Below are 26,442 nucleotides of genomic sequence, written 5' to 3'. Positions count from 1 at the left end.
GAACGCCCCGCTACCGCTAACAGCACTTTTCCCTCGCTAGACAAATATTTTTAACGAATGTGGCTAATTGGTGCAGCTATTTGGTATTTCTGAAAAAGTCATGACATTTAGGAGAACCCTTTATGGCTACTCAAAGCAAGAATTCCCCCGTTGCAGACAGTGGAGCAAAACCGCCCTACCCATTTCGTACAGGTTGGGCATTGCTGCTTTTAGCTGTTAACTTCTTAGTAGCAGCCTACTACTTCAACATCATTCAATAGTCAGAATGAGTTGGTGCTGCTCAAATTGTGCCTTTAAATAAACCTTTAGGACGGATGAGCAGCACCAAAATCATCATCAGTAAGGCAATACCTTGTTTGTATTGAGAACCCAGCCAAATAGTGCTAACTTCCTGAGCAATACCAATGATAAAAGCTGCGGCGATCGCTCCGTAGGGATTCCCAATTCCTCCTAAAATTACTGAAGCAAACAAAGGCAAAATCAAAAACCATCCCATATTTGGACGCACAGCTGTAATTAAACCGTACATACTGCCTCCCAAAGATGTGAGCGTCCCAGCAATCAGCCAAGTCCAAAGGATCACTTGCTCAACATTGATACCCGAAACTCTGGCTAAATCTAAATCATCTGCCACGGCTCGCATTGCTTTACCAATCTTCGTGTTTTGTAAGAGATAATGCAGCCCTACAATTGCTAAAACGGCTAGACCTAACACCAACAATTGATTTTGTGGGATTTTGACACCAAACAAATCCCAAGCAGAGGTGACAGGAACATTGTAATTTTGGTTTTTGCCTCCCCAAAGCAAGATAATGCCATTGCGGAGGAATAAGGCTAGACCAATAGAAATAATGATCAGTGTTGTGGAAGTAGCACGAATCAAGCGCATCTTTGACCACAGCAACTTCTCTGATAACAGCATTGCAGCAACTGTTCCTACTACTGCCAAAATCATTGATAGCCAGATATTTACTCCAGCAGCATTTACCAACAAAGTCAAATAAGCACCTAAAGTCAGAAAATCACCATGAGCAAAATTCGATAACCGTAAAATCCCGTAGGTAAGAGTCAGACCAACAGCAGCTAGAGCAATAATGCTCCCCAAAGCAATACCATTAACAATTAGTTGTATAACTTGTGTATCCATGATTTTTTACGAAATAAGTTCCTCTAAAAAAATTAGACTTGAGTGATTTATTCAAAAACTATTGTTACGTCTGTTACCATAAACAGTAAAAGTTAGAGTTTGTGAACAATAAAGATTTGTGAGCTAATATACATAGAATCTTGTTCGCAATTTTGCGCCAGGCTAAACTTGTTCAGCGGTCTAGTTGACCATGCAGCAGTATTCAAGCTTACCAGAACAAAACTCACAGGTAGATACAACGCCAACACTGTTGGCAACAATTCAACAACTCCGTGCGGAGTTATGGTTAGAGAGCAGCTTGAACAAGTTGCAAAGTCGCCTGAATGATTACCTACTTTCAGCTTCTGCGTCTACTGTACAGGTAGAAGCTACAGAAGCTGAGATTTTTCAAACAGTGGTCGATGAACTCGACATTGCTTTGAACAATAGTAGAGTAGCGATCGCTCTACCTCAACCACAAACAACATCTGTTAAAGTTGGTTATATTTCTTCTTCTCCATCTCCAGTCGTAGAAGTCGTGCCTCAAAAAGGCAAAAAACTGCAATTAAAATTGACACAGGTGATGGAAATTGAGGATTTGCAACATCTTGTAAATCAGCAACCGCCTAGTGCTTGGCCTTTAACCATCGATTCTGACATTATTGGCTGGTTAATTATTGCTAAAGCACCGCGTGAACTGCTAACAGCATCACAGATACAACTTAAGTCACAATTATTCACCAGAGTCGCCCAACAGTGTACTGATGCTCTGGTACAACTTAAACAAATACAATCTTGGCAGCAATTCTCTCAAAATATAGGGAGTTCTAATCAAGAACTAGAAAGAACAAATCAACTCAAAAATCAATTTTTGGCCAATACCAGCCACGAAATTCGCACACCATTGAGTTCTATTATCGGGTTTACCCATTTACTGTTAGCTCAAGGTTACGAACCAACCAGAGAACGTCATCAAGAATATTTAAATATCATTCAGTCTAGTGGCAAACACTTGTTAGCACTGATTAATGACATTTTAGACCTCTCCAAAATTGAAGCCAATCAGTTAGAAGTACAACAAGAAGAAATAAATGTACCAGAACTGTGTCGTAATGTTTTGGCATTAGTCAAAGAGAAAGCGGCTAACAAAGGTTTAAAACTGCACTTAGAACTAGACTCTACAGTTAAAACTTTAATTGCTGACCCCTTACGGCTCAAGCAAATGCTGTTAAATTTACTATTTAATGCCGTTAAGTTTACTTGTACCGGAGAAGTGGGTTTACAAGTTGTACCTCAAGGTGAATTTGTCAGTTTCACAGTTTGGGATACGGGGATTGGAATTTCCAAAACAGACCAAGCGCAACTTTTTCAACCTTATTTTCAGATTGCTAACTCTGTAACTACTCGTGATGAAGGTACAGGCTTAGGTTTAGTTGTGACGAAGAAACTCGCGGAAATTCACGGCGGTTCTGTGGAAGTAGAATCGGATGTTAACTGTGGTTCGCGTTTTACTATTATCATTCCTGTTAGACCACTCACAGAAGTGGAGGAAAATAGGCAAGCTCAAATAGATGCAGAAGATATTACACCTGTATCTTCAGATGTCGTTCCTAGTTCTAACTTCAGCATTTTGTTAGTGGAAGATGATCTACCTAATGGTAAGTTGATGCAAACTTATCTGGAGAGGTTGGGTTATCAGGTAACTTGGATTAAAAATGCTACAGAAATGAAGGCGATTCTTTCACAACACAAACCAGGACTAATTTTAATTGATATTCAGTTACCAGATGAAAACGGATTGAAGGTAGTGCAGCAACTACGTCAGCAGTCTGAATATCGCATGATTCCGGTAATTGCTCAAACTGCAATGGCGATGAAAGGCGATCGCGAAATTTGCATAGTATCTGGAGTAAATGAATATATCTCAAAACCTCTGGACTTACCACTTTTGGCGGCTTTGGTAGCTAAGTATATTAAATTACCACCTCAAGAGTCAGCAACTGAGAACAGCTAAAACACAGATTTTCTTTACACCCCTAAAATGGAATTTGTGGGGAAATGTAAAGCTTTTGTCAGGAATTCAAAATGAAATTAACTGAAAAACTAGAGCAATTAAAAGCCTTATTTGGCGAAATGGAACGCGCCTTAATTGCCTATTCTGGTGGTGTGGATAGCACTTTGGTTGCCAAAATTGCTTATGATGTCTTAGGCGATCGCGCAATGGCTGTGACAGCAGTTTCGCCTTCGCTGTTACCAGAAGAATTAGAAGACGCAAAAATTCAAGCCGCAACTATTGGGATTTCCCATCAAATTGTTCAAACCTATGAGATGGAAAATCCTAATTACACAGCAAATCCTGTAAATCGCTGCTATTTTTGCAAAAGTGAATTACACGACACTCTCAAACCATTAGCTATCCAGTTTGGCTACCCCTATGTAGTGGATGGGGTGAACGCCGATGACTTACACGATTATCGTCCGGGAATTCAAGCCGCTAAAGAACGTGGTGCGCGATCGCCTTTAGCAGAAGTTGGTGTGTCAAAATTAGAAGTCCGCCAACTCTCACAACACCTTGGTTTACCTTGGTGGGACAAACCTGCTCAACCTTGCTTAAGTTCCCGCTTTCCTTACGGTGAGGAAATTACAGTAGCTAAATTACAAAGAGTTGGTAGAGCCGAAATTTATCTACGAAAACTCGGATGGGATAATTTGCGTGTACGTTCTGAAGGTGATACCGCACGTATTGAATTAGCACCAGAAAAAATCAAAGATTTTGTTTTAGCAATTGATTTACCAATTCTGGTTTCTGCATTTCAAGAATTTGGCTTTATTTACGTCACCCTTGACTTAGAAGGTTATCGCAGCGGCAAGTTAAATCAAGTCTTAAATAAAGAAATTTTAGGAGCTAAAATATAATCCAGGTTTGACTATTGACTAAATAATTAAATAATTTCCGCTTCTACCGATACTAAAATGCAACCGTTGATTCTCCAAGAATCATCAAGTTGCTGTTCCATAAAATACAATGCTCTCAAAGGTACACCATGAGGACTCAGCAATAACACAGGCTGAGTAATATTTTCTTGAATAGTAGTAATTTTTTCAAAAACTACTGAGCGAGGACGGTATACAGCCGGGTAATTCAGCATTACCATCCGCAGAAAGCTTTCTGGAGTTTGAAATTGTTCTTGAATTCCCGAACTGGCAAAAGTAAAAGCAGTTTGAGCATCATCTTTTTGAAAAGCTGCTAATTGGCTTTCAATTACAGCACGGATGGCAATAGCATCACTCTCATTAATTTCCATAAATTTTAAAACTGCGATCGCAATCTCTCATATTTACCCTGAGTCAGCTTATACTCGACTTGTTCTAGTGCCGAGCGCCAAACATCATACCCCTCTTGGGAAAGATGTAACCCATCTGTGGTTAACTCTAAACGTAAATTGCCTTCAAAATCCGTAAACCAATCATGAATATTTAAATAATTTGCTCCCTCTTGTTTAGCAATTAGGGAAAGTTGAAAATTAAGCCGACGAATTCGGCTATTAGAAATTGTTGGTAAGCTTGTAGGCAAAATTGATTGGACAATTATCTGCGTTTTTGGGTGTTCTTTTCGCAAACGGCGAATAATCTGGCGGTGATTTTGCAAAATAGTTTCATCGTTTACCCCTTTGCGTAAATCGTTAATCCCCGCCATGATGTAAATAATTTCTGGTCTGGTAGCTGAAAAAGCTGTCAATCTTTTTAAAATTCCACCAGATGTATCGCCAGATATACCTTGATTTAGCCAGAGTTTACCACTTGGTAGTTTTTCAGGGGGAAACCACAAACTTAAAGAATCCCCAACCATAATACTTAGATGATTGTTACCTTGACCCTTGGTCACAGCTTTAGCTTCTAAAGCTAATAAACTTTTCCAATCTTCGTAAGTTAATTGGTGCTGTTTATTCGACTCAGAAAAAGATGGGGATTCATCATATCTACGTGTATAAATTTGACCAGTTTTTAAGGCCGCTAGTCTTTGATAATACAGTTGATAACCAGAGGTTAGGGGCAGATTTGGTGATTGGGGACTGCGATTAAATAGTGATTCTATTGGTGCTAAAAATCCTGGTTCACTAATGGCTGGTAAAGATTCATCAAGACTGGACACGTTTTTATTATCAACTGTCAACGGCGAATTTTCTGATGAGATATCAACACTGGGAATAGTTTTTTCACCCACTGTTGAGTGCGAACTTTTTATATGTTGTAAAACTTGGTAGCGGAATTCTGGTAAAGATGTATCAACACTGGGAAGATTTTTTTGATCTACTGTTAACAGCGAATGATGTTTTGAATTCCACAGGTAACTAGAATTTACTGACAATATGTTTAACAGAGGTGGAAGCGTCGATGCTGGTATTGCCAATCCTGTTAACAAGCCTACTGCCAACAGATAATTGTGCCTCATCGCTTTGTATCTCCTCATACTTAGTACTTTCCCTTATGACAGCATTTGTTACCTGTGTTCAGGATGAATTTCTCTCGTTAAGTTATTATTTTTATTTACACTGAGTAGTACTGTAAAGCAGTTTAACAAGATTACATTTGGAATTCATAATCTCTTTAACGCAACTTTTTCTAAAAACAGAAGTTTCTGAGTAATTGCAATGACTTTACCGCAGCATTACAGAATTTCTAGAAATTAGTTAATTGGTTAGGTTAGCTCTTTGCAGATACTTTATATTGTGACTTAATCAGTCAATATATTTACTGTAGCTTACGATATTTTATCTAAGTATACCAAGATTTTAACGTAATTAAATACACGTAAATTGATTCTACTGCTGGATGACAGTATTCTGCCTAAGTGTTTGTTCAGAGAGATGTATTTAATCAGGTTGTTAGAGTTTTTTGCCAGCGATCGCCATTTTTGTACTGAGTTAAAAATCTAGCCATTAATAAATATATACTTATAAATTTAAAAAGCAGGCTGCAAAAACAGCTAAAAATACAGGGAAAAACTATTTAAAATAGCGGAGTTACGTTTAAATAAGTAATTATTCTTTTGGGTCAAGTTAAATCGAATAACAGATATATAGAACAACTTAGAGGGAAATGCTAAGATTTAGGCGGTGTCTTGAATGTTATATATTTGTTCTGTGGCTAGAGCTAGTACAGCGATCGGTGTTAGTCCGATTATTAAGGAGATTGTGCAAAAACAGGCACATTCAACTCGTTTAACTCTCAAAGAAGTCATCCTCATGGGGATGTTAGCGATTGATAAGCTTGACGATCAAAACCGTCAAGAATTGGCAGATCAGGTTCATAAAATGCAAGTAGATGGAGAGATTTAAGTAAAAATTAATAAGTTTTAACTTTGACTCTCAATAGATTTGGCTACTCAACAAACCGAAAACGACTCCCCACAACATAATCCTGATTAATTTCAAAAGAAATCCATTGGCGTTTTAAAGTCTCAGCTACAAAACCAGTTGTGTTGGAACCAGCAAATGGATCTAAAACCATATCCCCCTCATCAGTTAAAAACTTGATGAAAAATTCAGCAAACCCCTGAGGGAACCGTGCCGGATGGGGCTGAATTCCTCCAACTTTACAGCGACGTAAATAAAGACTATTTGACTCTGTGTTGGGAATTTCTAATAAATTTGGTGGAATTGCACCTTGATTGTCTTTTTGAAACTTACCCGAAATTTCATGTCCACTGGGGCGCATTTTCGCTTCATAGCCATTTTTGAGTAATCGCTGCATACTTTGGCTATAAGGCTTTAAAACTTTTCGATTATCTGCTTTGGGGTTTGCCGTTTTTGATAACCACCAAACAACATTAACCGCATCTTTTACCCGAATTCTTCTAATTGTCACCCACTCAGCCGGGGTAGGTAGTCGTGATGGGTTGTAATGGTAAAATTCTTGCGCTAAAAAAAAGCCGACTTCCTTACACAATCTCAGCAACAATTCGTATTGATAAAGACTCCGTACCGGATTACCTGGAAGATAAGCACCACCTAAATCTAAAATAAATGAGCCGTTATCTGCTAAAACTCTTTTAAACTCATAAGCAAAAGGCAGAAACCACTCAATATATTTTTCCGCGCTTTCATTGCCATATTCTTTTTTGCGAGTCAAAGCAAACGGCGGCGATGTCAAAATTAGGTTAACACTGCTATCTGGCAAAAATTTAATTAGTTGCAGAGTATCGCCTAAATAAATTGAGCCGTAATTTTGAGTATAGTAAGGTGTGAAATTAATAGATTGTGATGTATTCTCTGGTTCAGTTGCCAAAATTGATAAATATTAGTAACTATATTATTGATTAATTTAACGTTAGTTCCACAAATTTGTTAAACCCCTCTCCAAGCCTCTCCCCTGCAAGGAGAGAGGCTTTAAAATGTTATTTTCGCTAAACATAAACACTAATTATATTTAAGCCCCTCTCCGCGTCGGAGAGGGGTTGGGGAGAGGTTCATTAAATTTATACCTTTCAAGTTTCTATTATAAAATCATCTGGCTCAAGCCCCCAATTTATCCAGCGAATTGCGTCACGCGCTGACACCATATTTGGGGGAACACGTAAAACATGAATAAACCCTGTACTGGGACAAGTCATTTTTAATAACAAAATTGGTTCAATATCAATAAAATCATTATCAATTCTTAAAAGGGTATATCCAGCCCAATTATCTAATTCAATAGCTTGTAAATCTTGGCAAATGCGACTGTAACCAATTCCCTGAATTAACACGCGCCGCAGTTCAGCATTTGTTTCTGTTAATAGCCATTGAGCTTGCCATTCCTGTGGATGAATCTTGCCGTATTTTTCCGGCAAGGTGACACCGTTATAAGAGTAAAGGCTATAGCCATCAGCATATTCAATTGCTGGTTCACCTTCAGCGTGGAGGCGATTTTCGTTATCGAAGCGGATGTGAATTGGGCGATCGCATACAATTGCTATACGCTCATCAGGAAATATCCAACCACAATTTTTAATTAGATTTTGGTAAACAAACCATTCTTGCAGATGGGAATTACAATTCAACTCAGATATACAAAAATCAATATAACTAGCTTCAGCAACCCGTGATTCTGAGGCTATATAGTTTAAGTCAAAAACTCTAAATTCTTTATGATGAAGATTATAAATATCTTTATTAAATTTATCCAATATGAATACACTAAATATTGGACTTATATTTATCTTTAAATAATTAATAATTTCTAGATAAAGTGAAAAAGCTATTTTTTTACTTTCTATTTGAAAGTGTATCTGATTTCTGATTGAACGAAGTATTATGTTGTCTATTTTATAAGCTTTTTGGTTAAATGAAGACTTATATAATTGTAAAGAAAATTCTTTCAAAGCTGCATAAGGACTATCGAAAAACAAAATTTCAGGCTCATCGAAATCCATAAATTGATAAACAGCTTTCACAGCTTCAGCCGCTTTCTCTCTATCAATCCGTTCAGTAGAAAGCGCAATTTGTCGCCACTTATCTCGATAAACCGGAATCAAAGCCTCTTGCTCAGGTGTGAGTTTTTCAATCAGCGACATATCGCCAACCTTCCGGCTCATACTCACGCTGAATTTTGACTATCCAGTTACCTTGAGGGATAGGAATTGCCTGATGTTCTTCGTGAGTCAACAACGCTGTCTCCGACAAAACACGTAAATAAAGATTGCCATCCTTTTGCGATAATTCTGCCTGTCCTTGACTAATTCGATGCTTGTGTCCGGTCACTTCCCCTTCTGCCAAAGTTAAATGAGGTAGTTTTTGCCCATCAACTTGCTGCACAGGCAGTAAAATAACATCACCTTGACGAATCGCTTTCATAGTCTTAACTCTTAGTAACAGAGAATTAACCCTACCTTGTTTTCATCTCAAGTCTGATTTTGGCATAACCTATAAAAATATAAAGGGAGCAGCATACTACTCAGAGAAAATCAATTACTATCAATACTAATGCTTCAAACTCAAGGAACTCTAAAAAGTAGAGTAGCATTACATTTCAGCGGTATTTTGCCCACAGTAGTCGCCAATTATGCCTGAGATAAGTTAAAGATGGAAATAGTTGGAAATTTATATCCAACGTTTCTTTATCCTATGCTTTAGGAAAGACTGCACCTGAAGTTTGGCGATTTTCGCACTCACAAGCAGTTTGTGTAAGGATGAAATCAAAGCCCTCAAGCTCGAAATTTTCTCTTGACATTTCACAGAACTTGCCCCAACTTGACTGTTTAGCTTAACAGCTATCTTTTTTAAAAAATTTCCATGTCAACTCTCGTCATCGTCGAATCTCCCACAAAAGCTCGTACCATTCGTAACTACCTGCCAAAGGACTATCGGGTAGAAGCATCTATGGGTCATGTCCGTGACCTACCCCAGTCAGCAAGTGAAATCCCCACCACTATCAAAGGTGAAAAATGGGCGCAGTTAGGGGTAAATGTGGACGCAGACTTTGAACCGGTGTATGTTGTCCCCAAAGACAAAAAGAAAATTGTTACCCAGCTGAAAGATGCCCTGAAAGAAGCAACTGAACTCATCTTGGCAACTGACGAAGACCGCGAAGGAGAAAGCATCAGTTGGCATTTATACCAGTTGCTTAAGCCCAAGGTTCCTACCAAGCGGATGGTGTTTCACGAAATCACCCAAGAAGCGATTAAAAAAGCTTTAAAAAACTGCCGAAATATCGATGAGCAGTTAGTCCGCGCCCAAGAAACACGGCGAATTTTAGATCGGTTAGTTGGATATACCCTTTCTCCCTTACTGTGGGAAAAAATCGCCTGGGGATTATCTGCGGGGCGGGTACAGTCGGTAGCTGTGCGGTTATTGGTGAAAAAAGAACGCCAACGCCGCGCCTTCCGTGAAGGGACATATTGGGATCTAAAAGCGTACTTAGAACAGGGCAAAGCACCGTTTACATCCCAGTTAGTGACATTGGGCGGCACAAAAGTAGCGAACGGCAATGACTTTGACCCCAATACAGGGCAAATTGCGGCTGGGCGGAATGTTGTGTTGCTTAAAGAAGCGGAGGCTGTAGCGCTGAAAGAAAGACTGGCTGGGAAAACCTGGAATGTCACAGACATCGAAGAACGCCCGGTCACTCGCAAGCCTTCGCCACCGTTCACCACTTCAACCTTGCAACAAGAATCGAACCGGAAACTGAGGCTGTCGGCACGGGATACGATGCGGATTGCTCAAAACTTGTATGAGCAAGGGTATATTACCTATATGCGTACAGACTCGGTGCATTTGTCAGAACAGGCGATCGCAGCTGCCCGTGACTGTGTAGAAAAGCTTTACGGTAAGCAATATCTCAGTCCCCAACCCCGGCAATACACCACCAAATCTAAAGGCGCACAAGAAGCCCACGAAGCCATTCGCCCAGCAGGTAGCACCTTCCGCACACCCCAAGAAACAGGTTTAAGCGGTCGAGAATTAGCCCTCTACGACTTAATTTGGAAGCGTACCGTCGCTTGTCAAATGGCAGACTCTCGCCAAACTCAAATTACAGTCCAGTTGCAAGTTGAAGATGCTGGTTTCCGTTCCTCTGGTAAACGCATAGACTTTCCTGGTTACTTACGCGCCTACGTCGAAGGTTCTGACGACCCCGAAGCCGCGCTAGAAGACCAAGAAATTATTTTGCCCCACTTGAAAGTTGGGGATCATCCAAATTGTAAGGAACTGGAAGCAGTTGATCACGAAACTCAACCACCAGCCAGATACACGGAAGCAACTTTGGTGAAAACCTTAGAAAGTGAAGGTATTGGTCGTCCGAGTACCTACGCCAGCATCATTGGGACAATTATTGATAAAGGTTATGCCCAATTGGTGAGTAATGCTTTAATTCCGACTTTCACCGCCTTTGCAGTCACCAGCTTATTAGAAAAACACTTCCCGGATATTGTCGACCCCAGCTTTACTTCCAAAATGGAGCAAACCTTAGACGATATTGCTGACGGTGAAGCTAACTGGCTACCTTACCTGCGGGAATTTTATTTAGGTGACAAAGGTTTAGAAACCCTAGTCAAAGAACAGAAAAGTCAAATTGATGCGACTAAAGCAAGAACCGTAGAATTAGAAAATTTAGACGCGAAAGTCCGCATCGGCAAATATGGGCCTTATATAGAAGTGGAAAATGGTGAAAGTGTAGTCACCGCATCCATTCCGAAAGATTTAACACCAGCTGACCTCGACCCCAAACAGGTAGAAGTTTTGCTGAAGCAAAAAACTACAGGCCCTGACGAACTCGGTCGCCATCCAGAAACAGGTGAGACGATTTATATCAAAATTGGCACTTACGGCCCTTATGTCCAATTGGGTGACAAAACCGAAGAAAATCCTAAACCAAAACAAGCCTCCATTCCCAAAAATGTGCCGAAAGAAAATGTCACTCTAGAAATAGCTGTTGGTCTTTTAGCCCTTCCCCGCGTTTTGGGAACCCACCCAGCTACAGGTGGCAGAATCCAAGCTAGTATCGGCCCCTATGGCCCTTACATAGTTCATGACCAAGGAAAAGAAGGTAAAGATTATCGGTCGTTAAAAGCAGCGGATAATGTTTTAACAGTTTCTTTAGAAAGAGCATTGGAATTGTTATCAGAACCCAAAAAAGGGCGCAGTTCTGCTAACAGCAAATCTAAAGCAGCCTTACGGGAATTGGGGAACCATCCAGAAGATGATTCACCCGTGAATATCTACGATGGCCCTTACGGCCCTTATATTAAGCATGGCAAAACTAATGTGAGTGTGCCAGAAGGACAGTCGGTGGAAGATATGACACTATCTAAAGCTCTGGAATTGTTAGTTAGTAAAACTTCCTCATCTAAAAAATCTACCCGCAAAACCAGCAAAACAACTAGCTCAGGAGCTAAATCAACCGCCAAGTCATCCAAGACTGCTGCCAAAAAGAATGATTCATCCAATTAGTTATTAGCCAAGAGTCAAAAGTCTATAGTCCATAGTCTAGAAATCATAACTAATGATCAATGACTCTTGACCATTGACCATTGACTAATGACCCTTGACTATTTCCACAACATACCCATCCTTAGCTAAATGCAGTTCATTAGGTTGCTGATGTGATACTCTAAAAAGTAAGGGAAATCACAACTGGAAATTTTCAAAATGGCTAACGCCAGTAATCAAAAATTCTGGATTAGCCAATTTAGCAGCAAAACGTGTAAGATAAAGCCAATTTCCGCATGGCTTTTAATTACAATAGGTAGTAACTCAGGAGCGGTCAGTTCATGGACTATATAGAAAAGGTACTGGAAAAGCTGAAGGAAATGGCACGCAAGCTGATTGAAGCCCTGCTTGGGCCAGAAGCTGAACCGGAACCGGAACTGATTCCGATTCCTGTAAATGAACGCTCCCGTCGTCGTTAAACCGGAAGGGACTGAAAATTGAGGGTGCAACCTTTAAGCATTTTGGTACTGCATGGGCCAAACCTAAATTTGCTGGGACAGCGAGAGCCAGGAATTTATGGTGCTGTAACTTTAGCTGAAATTAACCGTTTATTACAAGAAAAAGCGGCGCAGGTACAAGCGAGTGTTTTTACCATGCAGTCTAATCATGAAGGAGCTTTGGTAGATGCGATTCATGAAGCTTTAGGTAAATACCAGGGAATTTTGATTAATGCTGGAGCATATACACATACGAGTGTGGCATTACGAGATGCGATCGCAGCAGTTAATTTACCCACAGTTGAAGTACACCTCAGCAATATTTACCGTCGAGAAGATTTTCGTCATCATTCTTATATCGCGCCTGTCGTTATTGGACAAATCAGCGGTTTTGGCGAACAAAGTTATTTGTTAGGCTTACAGGCTTTAGTGCATCATTTGCGAAAGGATGAAGTATAGCAAAGCGCTGAGTATAAATTCAGTTGCTGCTAAGTTTTGAGTAATTAAAAATGCCCTAATTTATGCTGCGACTGCTATAAATTGTAAAGGCTGAAATTTCAGACTTCACACTTTATACTTCATACTTTAGATATGCGCTATTCACTGTTCAGCCGATTTAGAGGTACTTTATTAGGGGCTTTATTAGGTGCAAATTTAGCCAAATCTGGAGAGCAAACACCTCAAGCTTTCTCTGAGATTGGCAAATTAATGGTTCTGGGGACGGAAAGTCTCATTGCATTAGGCAAATTAGATTTAGATGACTGGAAACAGCGTCAGCAAAAAGAACTACCTAACTTAAATCTTAGTAAGAGTATCATTTCAGAAATTATTTTAGCCACTTTGCCAGTGGCACTTTTTTTTCATGACAATCCGCTAAAGTTGCGATCTCAGTTGTTGTATACGTACCAACTTTGGGGAAATGACCCAGTTGTACGAGATGGAATATTAGCAGTAGGATATGCGATCGCTCTATCTTTAACTGAAAAATTAAATCCTCAAACCCTCATAACCCAAATAATTAGTTTTGTTGGCGAGACACCAACACTATTCCCAAAAAAATTATTACAAGTTAATGATTTGTTAACAAATCATGCTGGCTTAGAAAAAGTCAAAGCAGAGTTAAGTACAGAAGACAAAACTAGTACGGCGATCGCCATAGCATTTTACTGCTTTCTGAGTACCATAGAAGACTTCCGTTTGACAGTCTTGCGGGCAAATCACAATTCACTAAGAATTTTACCTGCGCCAATTATCGGTGCGATCGCAGGTAGTTTATCGGGAGCCTACAACAGTACAGCTGGGATTCCTCCCCAGTGGGGAGTTCTGCACTTATCAACCGATAACTCTACTGGGATACTGGTCAATTATCCACAAATGTTAGAATTGACCGATGCACTTTTAGCTGTATGGTCAGGAGTGTATAACCTATCCCTACATTCAAAACAATTTCCCCAAGAAGGATATATGATCCTTGACAAACAAAATTCTGTTTCTGTCTTTGCAGCGCCACGGGTTATTCGGACACGTTAATCTAGCGCCAAACAGCAATTAATCCTGATCAATCTCAGCAACACTAATACTGATTGTTTTTCTAGTTTCATTTCAATTTTTACCTCAACCTGATTCTGTCAGCAGATATTTCAAATTATCTTGGTCAACTAATTCCGACTCAAGCTTAAACGTTTATTAAAAAAATTTTGTTCTGACCTATCAAAGTCAGCAGCCAGAGGTAATGAAAAAGCAGCCATTTTTTCAGTCCTTAACCCAGCACTTAACTGACTGGCGGTGTTCTACAGCTAGATATCGCCCAGTGGGTTGGCTAGTTAAGAAACGTCAAAATAGCCAAAGCGGCCGAGGCCAACCTCAAACCAATATTCTCCATAATTTTCCTCGGTTTTTGTGCAAATTCAGCCACCACAGCAAACAACATAAACGAGCAACGGTATCCAGATCAATGGCAAAATCGATCAAAACTCAGACTGGAATTAATGCAGTCGGTTTAGGCTGGGTACATGAACAACGTTCTTCTGTGGTTTTTGCGATCGCAGTTGTATCTCTGACAGGAGTGCTAGGTCATAAGTTATACAACCAACCCCAACTGCAAATAGGAGCCTACGCACCACAAACTTTCAAAGCCCCCTACTCTATCAATATTGAAAATAAACAGCAAACTGAAGCTAGACGTAAAGCTGTTAGTAAAAGTTCTACATCAGTGTTAATGGTCGATACTTCGACCACCGCCAAGATTAACCAAGACTTGCAACAACTTCTCGACCAAGGTAATGAAATTCGCTCTGTTGCTGGGTCTTTTCCTTTTTTGGACACCGCAGCTTTATCCTTACCTACCCAGCAATATTTACGTGCTTGTTCTGACTCCGAATGGAAAGCACTACTAGCAGCCGTCGAAAATCAGAGTAAACAGAAATTAGAGCTTTTACCAAAAAATCAAACTAGACAAAAACAGAAATCTGTCAAATATCTTCCTTTATTTCCGTCAGCAACAGGTTCACCCATTGAGCAAAACCACTCTCTGACTGAACCTAATTCTCTCAACCTGACCCAGTCTCTAGCCTCTGAGCAACCTAAACCTAGTAATACCACCCAAAGTAAAGACTTTCAACTAGTAGTAGGAGAGTTAGACGCTTACCGAATCACCACCTCAGCACAAAACTTACTGTCATTGGTGCAGCAAATATCTCAAGTTCGCCAACGATATATCCAAGCAAAGGCGCAACTTTTACAGTTAGAAACTGCTAATCCACAAACAATTTATCAACAAACTGTCATCTTAGATTTATCAGATGATGATTGGTCATCTACATATACACAAGTTCGCCAAATTGCTGATCGCATTTTGACTCAAGGTATTCCCGAAGGACTACCAGATCAGATTTTACAAAAGGCGGTAAGTATACATGTCCAAGATTTGGTGCCAAAAGATGCTGAAGCTTTAACATCGAAGCTGTTATTGACAGTCTTAAAACCCAATTTAAAAAAAGATGAAGCAAAAACTCGCATCCAGGCGCAACAAGCAATGGAAGGAGTTTTACCTGTAATAGTCAATGTGAAGCAAGGTGAGGTAATTGTCCGTAAAGGACAAAAAATTACTGATTGGCAGTTTGATGTATTAGAAGAGTATAAATTAATTCGTCGGGAAAATAATTGGCTAGGGTTAACGAAGTTAGCAGTCATAATTACAGGTGCAATCGGGATTTTTGTGTGGGTAGAAAAGCACAACAAACATCGATTACGACAACGCGATCGCCTATTAATATTACTGCTAACTTTGAGTACCCCTGGCGCGCTCGCAATGGGGATAGTTCATACTACCTGGAGTGGCGTTGGTTTACTATTAGGGAGTTTTTATAGCCCGATTTTGGGTACAACAGTTATCGGACTGTTGTTGCTAGTTATACCCACAAGTTTGGAAGTCAGTAAGATAGCGTTGTTGGCTGGTGCAACTGGAGGAATATTAGGTAGTTGCATTGCCCAAAGATTGCGATCGCGGGAAGAATTAGCAATATTAGGTGTAGCAATTGCAGCAACTCAAGGCAGCCTTTACCTAATTTTGAGTTTATTCTTTGGTGGAGCATTTGGTACAGGCTGGTACATGGTCTTTCAAGCAGCCGGATTATTCACTTTATCAGGTTTAGCTTGGAGTATCGTCGCCTTGGGCGTAAGTCCCTATTTAGAAAAACTCTTTGATTTAGTTACTCCCATTCGGTTAGCAGAACTGGCGAACCCCAATCGCCCCTTATTAAAAAAACTCGCCACAGCAACCCCAGGAACCTTTCAACACACCCTATTTGTGGCCACTCTGGCCGAAGCTGCGGCGAAAAAATTAGGGTGTAATGTTGAATTAGTTAGGGCTGGGACTTTATACCACGATATTGGTAAAATGCACGATCCTTTAGGTTTTATTGAAAACCAAATGGGTGGGCCAAATAAACACGAAACAGAAATTCAAGACCCTTGGAAAAGTGCCGAAATTATTAAAAAGCACGTTAGTGAAGGGTTAGTGATGGCACGTAAACATTGGTTGCCAACAGCAATTCAAGCGTTTATTCCCGAACATCAGGGTACAATGCTGATTGCTTATTTTTATCATCAAGCACAGCAGCAAGCTCAAGCCGACCCCAGTATAAAATTAGATGAAGCGGATTTTCGCTACGACGGCCCAATTCCCCAGTCACGAGAAACCGGAATTGTCATGTTAGCAGATGCTTGTGAAGCCGCACTGCGATCGCTCAAAGAAGTTACACCAGAACAAGCTTTAACCACACTCAATAATATTTTGCGTGCCAGATGGCAGGACAATCAACTACAAGACTCAGGACTAACACGAGATGAAATGACCCAAATTGCCCAAATTTTTGTGGAAGTTTGGCAGCAATTTCATCATAAACGCATTGTTTATCCCAAGTTAAAAGTTAGCAATAAGTAGTCAATGGTCAAAATGATAAATGACCATATTAGCAATAATTTACTGTTAGGCTAAAGTTATCAAGATTGAGGAACAAATATGACTGCTTTGATTCTCAACCTCAGCCCCACTATTGAGTTAACAGACGATCAGTTTTTTGAAATTTGTCAAAATAATCAAGACTTACGTTTTGAACGGTCAGCCCAAGGAGAAATAATTATTATGCCGCCCACAGGATGGGAAAGTGGAAATCGCAATAGCCGTTTAAACCAAAGGTTGAGTAACTGGGCAGATATTGATGGTACAGGCTTAGTGTTTGATTCTTCCACAGCTTTCATTCTGCTTAATCGTGCAACACGCTCTCCCGATGCGGCTTGGGTACAAAAGGAAAGAATCACAGCTTTAAATCCCGATCCTGCCAAGTTTTTACCTATGGCTCCCGATTTTGTGGTAGAGTTACGCTCTGCTACAGACAGCCTGCAAATACTACAACGCAAAATGCAAGAATACATTGAGAATGGTGTGCGTCTAGGTTGGCTGATTGATCCGCAAAATCAACGGGTAGAAATTTACCAATTAGGGCAAGAAGTTAAGATTTTACAATCTCCGACTAGCTTGAGTGGAGAAGATATTTTGCCAGGGTTTATTCTGGATTTAGCCCAAATTTTGAGTTAGGCGTTCGCTTCAATTTTATATTTATAATGACTGCTGACTCAAGATTAAAAATACTGTCTGGAATAAACCGACTACAAAACCTAATACTCCTCCTAAAGTGACAATTGCCTGTAGTTCATTTTTGACAATTCCCTCAATTGCTGCTTCTAAATCAGCAGGAGAAGTTGACTTTACACGGTCAATAATTACTTGGTCGATTGACAAGATAGGAATCACTTGCGCCACAATCGCTTCTAAATCTTTTTCTAAATAACGTTCTAAAATCAAAGCTAATTCTAAGCTGACAACTTCTAGAGAAGAACTGACAACAGGTGAAGCACTCAGCCGATTTAGCAGGAGTGTAGCAATATTTTCCCAATTCACAGAATCAGTGAATCCTTGTAATAAATCACTACCACTAGTTTGAATATATTGACGGACAGTTTCGCGGGTGGTTTTACGTAACTGTCTGACTGTACCAATTGGTAAGTTTTGTAAAGATAAATTTTGCAGAATTTTTTTCAGGCGATCGCGCACTTGCAAATCTTGGGTTAATTCTTGCAAACGAGCATTAGTTGCTTCTTTCTCATCCAAGCAAAAAGTTCTCAGTCGGGTGAGGGTATTGCGTAAGCCAAACAAATTAGCTACTACCCAATAAGTACCGCTAGTTTTTTCGCGGAAGCTTTCATCGATAATTTGAATTGTGCGATCGGTTAAAAAATCAATTATTGCCTGACGCAAAACATCTGGAGGTAAAACTGTCTGCAATAACCAATCAGCTAAACGCGTAGCTTGTTCGTCAGTTAGTTGTAAATCTAGCAGGATTTGATCAAAAATTTGATTGATTTGTGCTTCTAAAAAGTCTTCCCGCCTTGCTAAAACTTTTAACAATCGTGGTAAAGACTCGCCTAACAAATCACGCAAAATTCCTGCCACAATTTTGGCACTTTTTTGGTCTTTATCTGCTTTTATTTGGTCAATTGCCAAACGTAACAACCACAAAATAGCTGATTGGACTCGCTCTGTTTGTAACAAGCGCCGTGCCAGATTTTGTAATTCATCTGGGGTTAGCAGCGACCCCATGATAGTACTCGAAATATTTTTAGCCAAACGTTCCTGGTTGCGAGGAATCAAACCAGGTGTGAAAGGCACGCGTCGTCCACCAATGTAAATTGCTCGGTAGGGACGAAATAACATTTTGATGGCTATATCATTTGTGAAATAGCCAATTACCCCGCCCAATATCGGGGGAGAGACATAAAGCCAAAGATGAGACCAATCCACAGGATTTTGGACTTGCCAATTTTGAATGTGAAAATTTAGACAAAGATGTTAATTTCTGGACAACTTGTGCTTCTTTGCCAGCAGAGCTAATTCCAAATTTCCCATCTCTCATCTAAAATTTACTGACTACCAGTACTCCCATCATACCGTTCACAATGGGGTAGTGTGTAACTGATGCAAAACCAGCTTGCAGGGCCAGTTCTTTTTGTTCATCTCCTCTAGGGAAACGATCTAAGCTGGGGCTAATGTAGGCATACTGCTCTTTTAATCCCAGATTTTCAGCCATTGGTACAACCATAGAATCCAAGTACCATTGTTGAAAAGCGCGTAACTGCGGATTATTCGGTCGATGAAAGTCTAAAATGGCAGCCTTAGCACCTGGCTTCAGCACCCTATGAATCTCTCTCAGGCTTTGGGGAATATCCGTTACATTTCTTAACCCATAACCCATTGTCGCCGCATCAAATTGGTTATCCTCAAAAGGCAAATTGAGAACATCAGCTTCTACCCAAGTTACGGCAGGTTGGGGATATTGTTGTTGAGAGCGTTCTTGAGCAGTCGCCAGTAGGTTAGGTGAAAAATCTACGCCATACACTTGTCCTGTGTTGCCGACACGCCTTGCTAAACGCAACGCTAAATCACCACTCCCACAACACAAATCGATACAAGTATGTCCCGCTTTAGCACCACTCCATTTAATCGCCATTTCCTTCCATATCCGGTGTTGTCCCAGACTCAACCAATTATTTAGCTGGTCATATACAGGAGCAATACTGTCGAAAATGGCGCGAATTTCATTAGTCATTGGTGAATAGTCAAAAGTCAATGGTCAATAGTCAAGAGTCAACATAACCTCACTCTGGACTATGGACTATGGACGCTTGACTAAATTTGCCCTTGATAGCAACGACTGCTAGTAAGGGCGATCGCTACTAATTGAGCTGATAAATTAATCAGGTTCAGTTCATCTTCTCGCAAAGAGCAAGGTTGTTGCCATTGGAGTGACAACACACCTAACATACCATTGCGGTAGGTAATTGGAATAACTAAATGTGCTTGGACACCTGTATCTTGATAGTGTGATATATCAGCAAGTTTAGGCTCTTTAGCTACATTTAAAGCTGTTTGGACTTTTCCTGTAGCGATCGCTTCACTTACCAAGGGGTCTTGATCTAGCCAGTTGACAGTAGTACCAACACGGCTATAAGAACCTTGAACAGACGCTAATTCATGTCCTTCCACTAGCTGCAAAATACAGCCATCAGCAGCGAAACTATCACTAAAGGCTGTAGCTATTGGTTCAAGAATTGACTCTAAAGTATCTGCGGCTTGGGTGACTTGGACTAACACAGACAATAACGCCATTTGAGCATTGGCGCGACGCAATTCTTCTGTGCGTTGCTTCAACAAGTCATAAGTTTCTGCGGCTCTTTGGACTACTGCCTTCAGTTCTCCTGGATCCCAAGGCTTGGTGATATATTTGTAGACTTGTCCCGCATTAATCGCTTCTACTAAGTCTTCAATATCAGTAAAGCCAGTGAGGATAATCCTGACTGTATCGGGAAACTGCGGCACAGTTTTGCTCAGAAACTCAGTACCTTTCATTTCTGGCATTCGCTGATCGGAGATAATAACTGCTACTTCTCCTTCCGTTGCCAAAACTTCTAGAGCATTAATACCGCTATCAGCTTTTAAAACATGAAAGTCGCGCCGAAAAGTCCGATAAAGTAAATCGAGATTATCTGGCTCATCATCGACTACCAATATTTTGAGTTTTTTTGCTCTTTCTAAAGTAGCTGTTTGCCGACGACTTGTATTTATTTCAAGCGTGGGATTATCCATGAGATAATTCCTGTAAATAATTCACTATATTGTTATATTCCACACCAAGCTTAGTTGATTTATAGTGCGTAAGCCTTGCGTGAAGGTACTGATCAGTTCTCATACAGAACTTATGTGTACTATTGATAACCTATAATTTTGTTTGACGGTAGAGTGATAGATAGTTCGCTGTTAAAGATTAGAATAAGACTTGCCGATCAGGTATCGGTACTTTTCTCTAGTTCAAGCTGCCACTCCAGATTATGACTGACTTACCACCCAACGCCCACAACCCTGACACCACTGGCAACGACAATGCACAGGAGTTACTGCGTAAGCTAAGGCAAAAACAAGGTAATTGGGTAGAATGGGGGACTGCGATCGCTACTTTGCAAAAGTCTGGTCATAATCCTCAAGAAATTTTTGAAGCAACTGGATTTGAGCCAATACAACAAAATCAGGTCATGGTTGGCGCTCAAGTTTACAATTCTATAGAAAAATTTGGAGCATCAGCAGCGGCGCGATCGCACTATACTACACGCGGCAGTGATGTTTTGTATGAATTACGCTTGCTTAACCACGAAGAACGGGCGGCGGCGGCGGAACTGACTTTTATTCACAAAGTTGATGTAGATGGGGCGAGAGAAATAGCCAAAGCAATTAAAGATTACTCTTGGTTACGCAATTTACCAGACGGGTTTTCAGATCATGTTGGGGATGCAGTGGCTTACCAAGCATGGAAATTGGCTCGGCAAAACTCAGACTTGGCAGAGCGATCGCGTTTGATTGCTAAAGGACTGCGTTTTGCTCACTCCGACTCAGCCAGGAAGCAACTAGAACAACTGCTGGTTGATTTTACCGTTGTCCCTAAGCGTCCGGCTCCGCTTCTGCCTTTCTATCGCTTTGACTCAGAAGATGAACTCCCGCGCATCCTACCTGTTGTGGGTAAGTTCCCCTTAACACCACAAGATTTACAGGCTGTACCGTTTATTACAGCTAGTGAACCATTTCAAATAGTCAAGTTTGCGGGGGAACAAGCTTGGGTTCCTTTACCTGGTTGGCAAGTACTGTTAAATGCAGAAGATCCAGTAGTGGTTTTGGCAAATAGCGATCGCCTTCCCAATCAACCGAAAAACAGACAAGAAGAAGTATTAATAGTTGTTGATCGCGCTCAAAGACAATGGGATGCTTCTAGTTATTTTGTCGTAGAGCAAGCTGGTGAATTAGATATTCAATGGTTAGAAACTGAACCTGACATTTCCATTTTGGGAAAAGTGATTGTCATTGTACGTCCGAAGCGAATTTTTGACGAAGAAGTCACCAAAGAACCTTGGCTAATTGACGAATAACCAACCACTGAGGCGCAGAGGATACAAAGAGAAGTAGAAAAAAGCCTCTGTTTGCCTCTGCGCTAACTTTTACTACAGCGATAAAGTTGATAGGGAATTCCTATCCGATAGTGATGTTTAGGATCTATATGACAAACTGTTTGCCCAGATAAAATTACCTGCTGTTGATAATCACGTCGTCGCCAGCCAGGAGCGACTATCCATAAATTTAGCTGAGATTGATCTGGAATAGGTAATTGTGAAAGTTTATCCCAAAAAGAAATGATATTAGAGTTTTGATTAATAAAGGCAAAATTATCTAATTTGTTGGCATCTCTCAGTGGTTCTAAAGCTAAAGCAAAACTTAATCCTAGTGCCACATCTTGATAACTACCATATCCTGTAACTAGCATAACTGGGATAGATGGCTCTAAATTCATATTTTGAGCCACTTTTTCTGGTAGAAAAGGCTTTTGAAAAGCTAGATTATTAACAACAAAAACACAACTAATAATACTAATAATTAAAAATATAGGGATTAATTTTTGCTTCTTTAAGCTAAAGTTAATCCCTGCGGCTAACAGGGCGCAAAAACTGGGATAATAAACAAAGTTATATCTCGGAACAACAGTAATATCTTTACCAAAAATATAAATAATAATTAAGAATTCTAAAATTACAAAAATAGTAAAAGTTAAAAGAGCAGTTGTCGATAGATTATTTTTAGGATTAGATAATAAAATCTTTAAACTTTGAAGTATTTGTCGAGACAGCCAAACAAAAAATCCTACCATTATCAAAACACCGACAATGGCTACTGCAAGAGGTTGGTGTTCTACAGGTAAAGCAATTACCATTAATACCCAGTTAATCAAAGTTTGATACAAGGGTGAAATATAGTTAGGAGTCGGCAACCAATTTGTTTCATTACGCTGAATATGATTGAATATTCCTAATATCCAGGGAATGAAACTAATAAAAACTGTAGTGCTAGAAATAAATAGAAATAACCAAGTTTTCCGGATAATTAAAATATTTAACTTATATTTATAAATTATTAAGATTAGAGTAGCAATTTCGGCAATTAATGCTAAAGCAAAAAAATAGTGAACATAAAGCCCAATGCTATTAATAATTGTCCACAATAGCCAAACCCAAAACCTGAAACGCGATCGCTCAAATATATCCTGCTGAATTTGGATTAGTCCTAACAACGATAAAGCAATCAAGAACATCGGCGCAGTATAGTGTCTTGCTTCTTGGGAAAGGTAGACAGCAAAGGGCGAAGTCGCCATGACTAAGGCTGCGATAATTCCCGATGACTGGGAAAAAGCAAGGCGATTTAGGTAATACATTGCTGGGATTGTGGCGACACCTAATAAAGCAGGAAGCGATCGCAATTTTGTAACCCACTCTGTTCCTAAAGGAGTCATCCAACTTAGCCACTGGTACATCCCACAAAAAAATAAGGGTGGATGGGTAGATTGTGTATCCACATTAGTGGCTATTTGCGAACAACTCACACCTGGATGGAAAGTAAAAATTTCCTGTACCCTTTCTAAGGGAAATAACAAATCTAATGGCAAATCATGATAATTTTTGCCTAAACTAAAGATAGAAGTAATTACTTCATCCATCCATAAGGGTTTTAAATCTAAATGCCAAAATCGCAAAATCGCACCAAGGGCGAACGCCCCAAATAAACTGACATAATGTAGAGAAATTCTGCTATTGATCATTAGTGAGATATGAAAAATTTTTCCAGTAAAGGTAAATAAATACAAACTATTATTCGTCTTTGTAGTTGAATAATTACGTTCATATTGTTGAGATATCAATAATTATTTTTGGGCTAAATATGAGGCAGAAAATTACATTATTAATAGACTTGATTTTTCTTAACATCAATCTGCTAGTTGTTGTCTATCTGCCCAAAGTATAAAATTTACTATGTCAGACACAAACTTTACTGCAACTGTACCTTTAGAATCTGCCCAAACGGAATTATCTCATTCATCGCCTGTTTTGTCTTTGGGCGAAAAAATATTAGCCATTCGCAACGGCTTACGCCAGGGACAACAACAGATGGCAGATTGGGAATCTGGGCCATTAGCGGTTTCTGCGGTTCCGGGTGCGGGGAAATCGACGGGGATGGCGGCGGCGGCGGCGATCGCGATCGCCCGTCAGTATGAACGTTTGGCGCAGTCTCGTTCTTCAGTTCACCGTCAATTAGTAGTTGTTACATTTACACGTTCTGCTGCGGCTAATATTAAAGCGAAAATTCGGCAATATCTCCGTGATGGTTTATCATTACCGCAAACAGGTTTTGCTGTCTATACATTACATGGCTTGGCGTTAAATATTGCCAGTCGTTATCCTGATTTATCCGGTTTAGAATTAGAAAATCTGACATTAATTACCCCTAGCCAAAGCCATCGCTTAATTCGCACAGCAGTCGAACAATGGATTAATAACAATCCTGAAAAATATTTCCGTTTACTCGAAGGACAACAATTTGACGGCGAAGAAACAGAAAGATTGCGTCGTCAATCTGTATTGCGAACAGAAGTTTTACCAGATTTAGCAACCACCGTCATACACGAAGCCAAAAGTTCGGGAATATCCCCAGAACAACTAGAACAGTGGAGTCAGCAAACCTCTGATCAGTACTCTATTTTAAGCATAGCGGCAGGGTTATACGAACAATACCAAAACTTAATGCGATCGCGCGACTTCATCGACTACGACGACATGATTCTCGCCGCCCTGCGCGTATTAGAAAATCACAGCGCCCGTCGCATTGAACAAAATCAAGTTTTCGCTGTCTTTGAAGACGAAGCCCAAGATTCTAGCCCACTTCAAACGAAACTGTTAGAAATATTAGCTTCTGATTCCGCCGAGGAAGCAGAGGAGCAGGGGAGCAGGGGAGCAAGGGAGCAAGGGAAGAAAATTTTACTTAGCAATCAGCACTCAGCACTTAACCTCGTCAGAGTCGGTGATCCTAATCAAGCGATTAACTCCACTTTTACACCAGCCGACCCAATTTATTTTCGGCAATTTTGTGAAGAGTGCGATCGCGGGGAAAAATTAGCCACAATGAATCAAGCTGGGCGCAGTACGAGAATTATTATTGCTGCGGCTAACTTTGCGCTGGAATGGGTGAATAGCTTTTATGGTGCTAAAAATCGCAAGTCGCCACATATCACCACTTCTTCTCCCTTCCGTTCACAGACAATTTACCCAGTAAGTACGAATGACCCGCAAAAAAATGCCAACCCAGCACCAGAAGGTAAAGGACTAGAACTATATACCCCCCACGATATTCATCACACAGTCGAACTACTAGCTAAAAGAGTAGTGGAATTATTCACACCAGACCCAGCAAATACCCGTGCGGCTGTGTTGGTGAGAGAAAACCGTCAAGGTCGATGGTTAGCAGAGATGCTGGCTCCTGTGTGCAAAGAGCATAAAATTACACTTTACGATGTCGGGGAACGCGATCGCCGTTCTCACGTACCGCAAGAAATATTGGGATTACTGCAATTTTGCGATCGACCCCACTCACCAGATTATCTGAAAGCTGCCTTAGAGGTATTGGTACAAAGACAATTAATTCCGACCCAAGACCTCAACGCCCTGGCTAGTTTACCAGAAGAGTTTTTATATCCCGGCCCCTTAGCCGCCCCCCAAGCAGAACCAGTCGAAAAAGCGGCTCACCTTTGTCGTAGCTTACTCCGCGCCCGTTTGGAATTACCGCTTTATCAATTAATTTCCTTTCTCGCTTTGGCGTTGAATTACGACCAAGCAGAATTAGCCACTGCTGACAAACTTGCAGAACGAGTCAATCAGCAAATAGCGGGTGGTAGTTCAATGGGTGCAATGCTGGCGGCTTTAAGCGAAATTGTCAGTTCCGAACGCTTTGAACCTGTGGAAACCGAAGATTTAGAAGCACATTACACCCGTCCGAATCAACTCACCATCATTACCATGCACAAAGCTAAAGGGTTAGATTGGGACTATGTTTTCATTCCCTTTCTGCATGAGAATTTGATTCCTGGTAGATTTTGGGTTCCACCACAAAGCCAGTTTTTAGGAGACTTCACCTTATCAGAAGTAGCCCGCGCCCAAATTCGCGCCGCCCTCCACGGAGAATCGGGTATACCGGATGTTAGCCAAGCTTGGGAACAAGCCAAACACTTAAAAACTGCTGAAGAATATCGTTTACTTTATGTGGCGATGACACGCGCCAAACGTTTGTTATGGATGTCTGCGGCGCAAAAAGCACCTTTCACGTGGAGTAAACCAGAGAATTTACAAGAACAAGCCCCTTGCCCTGTGTTTCCAGCTTTAAAACGCCAGTTTTCTGAGTCAATTGAAGTGTAAAGTCTGAAACTTCCTCTTG

General features: G+C 40.4%; 22 protein-coding genes. 12 read left to right on the top strand and 10 right to left on the bottom strand.

Features of this window, described 5'->3' with window-relative positions; genetic code table 11:
• The first annotated feature begins 122 nt into the window (after positions 1 to 122).
• Positions 123 to 260, top strand: a complete 138-nt coding sequence (gene psaX, locus NCWK1_RS19395; RefSeq protein ID WP_096584468.1) for a photosystem I protein PsaX — start codon at positions 123 to 125, stop codon at positions 258 to 260.
• Between the two features lie 20 nt (positions 261 to 280).
• Here psaX and NCWK1_RS19390 read toward each other — a convergent pair whose 3' ends face one another.
• The gene (locus NCWK1_RS19390; RefSeq protein WP_096584466.1) at positions 281 to 1,147 is read right to left on the bottom strand and encodes a branched-chain amino acid ABC transporter permease; all 867 of its coding nucleotides are present in this window, start codon (positions 1,145 to 1,147) and stop codon (positions 281 to 283) included.
• A 190-nt stretch (positions 1,148 to 1,337) separates the two neighbouring features.
• On the opposite strand from NCWK1_RS19390, the gene hrmK reads away from it, so the two are divergent.
• Positions 1,338 to 3,140 (top strand): hybrid histidine kinase/response regulator HrmK, encoded by a 1,803-nt coding sequence (gene hrmK / locus NCWK1_RS19385; protein ID WP_103125852.1) that lies wholly within the window; start codon positions 1,338 to 1,340, stop codon positions 3,138 to 3,140.
• Between the two features lie 71 nt (positions 3,141 to 3,211).
• Positions 3,212 to 4,042, top strand: a complete 831-nt coding sequence (gene larE / locus NCWK1_RS19380) for an ATP-dependent sacrificial sulfur transferase LarE (protein ID WP_103125851.1) — start codon at positions 3,212 to 3,214, stop codon at positions 4,040 to 4,042.
• A gap of 26 nt (positions 4,043 to 4,068) precedes the next feature.
• Here larE and NCWK1_RS19375 read toward each other — a convergent pair whose 3' ends face one another.
• Complete coding sequence (locus NCWK1_RS19375) at positions 4,069 to 4,431, bottom strand: DUF4864 domain-containing protein (protein ID WP_096584460.1); 363 nt, start codon at positions 4,429 to 4,431, stop codon at positions 4,069 to 4,071.
• Between the two features lie 5 nt (positions 4,432 to 4,436).
• Positions 4,437 to 5,579, bottom strand: a complete 1,143-nt coding sequence (locus NCWK1_RS19370) for an SGNH/GDSL hydrolase family protein (RefSeq protein WP_096584458.1) — start codon at positions 5,577 to 5,579, stop codon at positions 4,437 to 4,439.
• A 673-nt stretch (positions 5,580 to 6,252) separates the two neighbouring features.
• Here NCWK1_RS19370 and NCWK1_RS19365 point away from each other — a divergent pair.
• Positions 6,253 to 6,465 carry a hypothetical protein gene (locus NCWK1_RS19365; RefSeq protein WP_015113380.1) on the top strand — a complete coding sequence of 71 codons (213 nt, stop codon included), beginning with the start codon at positions 6,253 to 6,255 and terminating at the stop codon, positions 6,463 to 6,465.
• Positions 6,466 to 6,508: 43 nt separating this feature from the next.
• Here the strand turns inward: NCWK1_RS19365 and NCWK1_RS19360 are convergent, their stop codons facing one another.
• From NCWK1_RS19360 to NCWK1_RS19350, 3 genes are all read right to left on the bottom strand, one after another.
• Positions 6,509 to 7,414, bottom strand: a complete 906-nt coding sequence (locus tag NCWK1_RS19360) for a DNA-methyltransferase (RefSeq protein ID WP_096584456.1) — start codon at positions 7,412 to 7,414, stop codon at positions 6,509 to 6,511.
• A gap of 199 nt (positions 7,415 to 7,613) precedes the next feature.
• Entirely contained in the window at positions 7,614 to 8,702 is a 1,089-nt protein-coding gene (locus NCWK1_RS19355; protein WP_245894948.1) for a DUF6745 domain-containing protein, read from the bottom strand.
• Complete coding sequence (locus NCWK1_RS19350; protein WP_096584454.1) at positions 8,668 to 8,961, bottom strand: hypothetical protein; 294 nt, start codon at positions 8,959 to 8,961, stop codon at positions 8,668 to 8,670. Before NCWK1_RS19350 ends, NCWK1_RS19355 begins: the two co-directional genes overlap by 35 nt.
• 438 nt (positions 8,962 to 9,399) lie before the next feature.
• Between NCWK1_RS19350 and topA the strand changes: the two genes are divergently transcribed.
• The 6 genes from topA (at position 9,400) to NCWK1_RS19325 (ending at position 17,628) form a co-directional block, all read left to right on the top strand.
• Positions 9,400 to 12,054, top strand: a complete 2,655-nt coding sequence (gene topA, locus NCWK1_RS19345) for a type I DNA topoisomerase (RefSeq protein WP_103125849.1) — start codon at positions 9,400 to 9,402, stop codon at positions 12,052 to 12,054.
• Between the two features lie 359 nt (positions 12,055 to 12,413).
• Positions 12,414 to 12,512: a DNA topoisomerase I gene (locus NCWK1_RS29660; protein ID WP_162491113.1), complete on the top strand. Its 99-nt coding sequence runs from the start codon at positions 12,414 to 12,416 to the stop codon at positions 12,510 to 12,512.
• Positions 12,513 to 12,536: 24 nt separating this feature from the next.
• Positions 12,537 to 12,989: a type II 3-dehydroquinate dehydratase gene (aroQ, locus tag NCWK1_RS19340; protein ID WP_096584450.1), complete on the top strand. Its 453-nt coding sequence runs from the start codon at positions 12,537 to 12,539 to the stop codon at positions 12,987 to 12,989.
• 132 nt (positions 12,990 to 13,121) lie between these two features.
• Complete coding sequence (locus tag NCWK1_RS19335; protein WP_103125848.1) at positions 13,122 to 14,060, top strand: ADP-ribosylglycohydrolase family protein; 939 nt, start codon at positions 13,122 to 13,124, stop codon at positions 14,058 to 14,060.
• Positions 14,061 to 14,262: 202 nt separating this feature from the next.
• Positions 14,263 to 16,974: an HD family phosphohydrolase gene (locus NCWK1_RS19330; protein ID WP_103125847.1), complete on the top strand. Its 2,712-nt coding sequence runs from the start codon at positions 14,263 to 14,265 to the stop codon at positions 16,972 to 16,974.
• Positions 16,975 to 17,052: 78 nt separating this feature from the next.
• Complete coding sequence (locus tag NCWK1_RS19325) at positions 17,053 to 17,628, top strand: Uma2 family endonuclease (RefSeq protein ID WP_103125846.1); 576 nt, start codon at positions 17,053 to 17,055, stop codon at positions 17,626 to 17,628.
• A 21-nt stretch (positions 17,629 to 17,649) separates the two neighbouring features.
• Here the strand turns inward: NCWK1_RS19325 and NCWK1_RS19320 are convergent, their stop codons facing one another.
• The 3 genes from NCWK1_RS19320 to NCWK1_RS19310 form a co-directional block, all read right to left on the bottom strand.
• Complete coding sequence (locus tag NCWK1_RS19320; RefSeq protein WP_103125845.1) at positions 17,650 to 18,891, bottom strand: DUF445 domain-containing protein; 1,242 nt, start codon at positions 18,889 to 18,891, stop codon at positions 17,650 to 17,652.
• Positions 18,892 to 19,003: 112 nt separating this feature from the next.
• Positions 19,004 to 19,696 carry a bifunctional demethylmenaquinone methyltransferase/2-methoxy-6-polyprenyl-1,4-benzoquinol methylase UbiE gene (ubiE, locus tag NCWK1_RS19315; RefSeq protein ID WP_103125844.1) on the bottom strand — a complete coding sequence of 231 codons (693 nt, stop codon included), beginning with the start codon at positions 19,694 to 19,696 and terminating at the stop codon, positions 19,004 to 19,006.
• 80 nt (positions 19,697 to 19,776) lie between these two features.
• Positions 19,777 to 20,733 (bottom strand): response regulator, encoded by a 957-nt coding sequence (locus tag NCWK1_RS19310; protein ID WP_103125843.1) that lies wholly within the window; start codon positions 20,731 to 20,733, stop codon positions 19,777 to 19,779.
• A gap of 242 nt (positions 20,734 to 20,975) precedes the next feature.
• Here NCWK1_RS19310 and NCWK1_RS19305 point away from each other — a divergent pair, with 242 nt between their 5' ends.
• Complete coding sequence (locus NCWK1_RS19305) at positions 20,976 to 22,061, top strand: RuBisCO accumulation factor 1 (protein ID WP_103125842.1); 1,086 nt, start codon at positions 20,976 to 20,978, stop codon at positions 22,059 to 22,061.
• Between the two features lie 62 nt (positions 22,062 to 22,123).
• On the opposite strand, the gene NCWK1_RS19300 is transcribed toward NCWK1_RS19305, so the two are convergent.
• Positions 22,124 to 23,779 (bottom strand): glycosyltransferase family 39 protein, encoded by a 1,656-nt coding sequence (locus NCWK1_RS19300; protein WP_103125841.1) that lies wholly within the window; start codon positions 23,777 to 23,779, stop codon positions 22,124 to 22,126.
• Positions 23,780 to 23,990: 211 nt separating this feature from the next.
• Between NCWK1_RS19300 and NCWK1_RS19295 the strand changes: the two genes are divergently transcribed.
• Entirely contained in the window at positions 23,991 to 26,423 is a 2,433-nt protein-coding gene (locus NCWK1_RS19295) for an ATP-dependent helicase (protein WP_103125840.1), read from the top strand.
• Positions 26,424 to 26,442 lie beyond the last annotated feature (19 nt).

The organism is Nostoc cycadae WK-1, from assembly GCF_002897135.1.
GTDB lineage: Bacteria > Cyanobacteriota > Cyanobacteriia > Cyanobacteriales > Nostocaceae > Nostoc_B.
The sequence above is the reverse complement of the archived record's forward strand: the minus strand, read 5'-3'. Positions and strand labels throughout refer to the sequence as shown.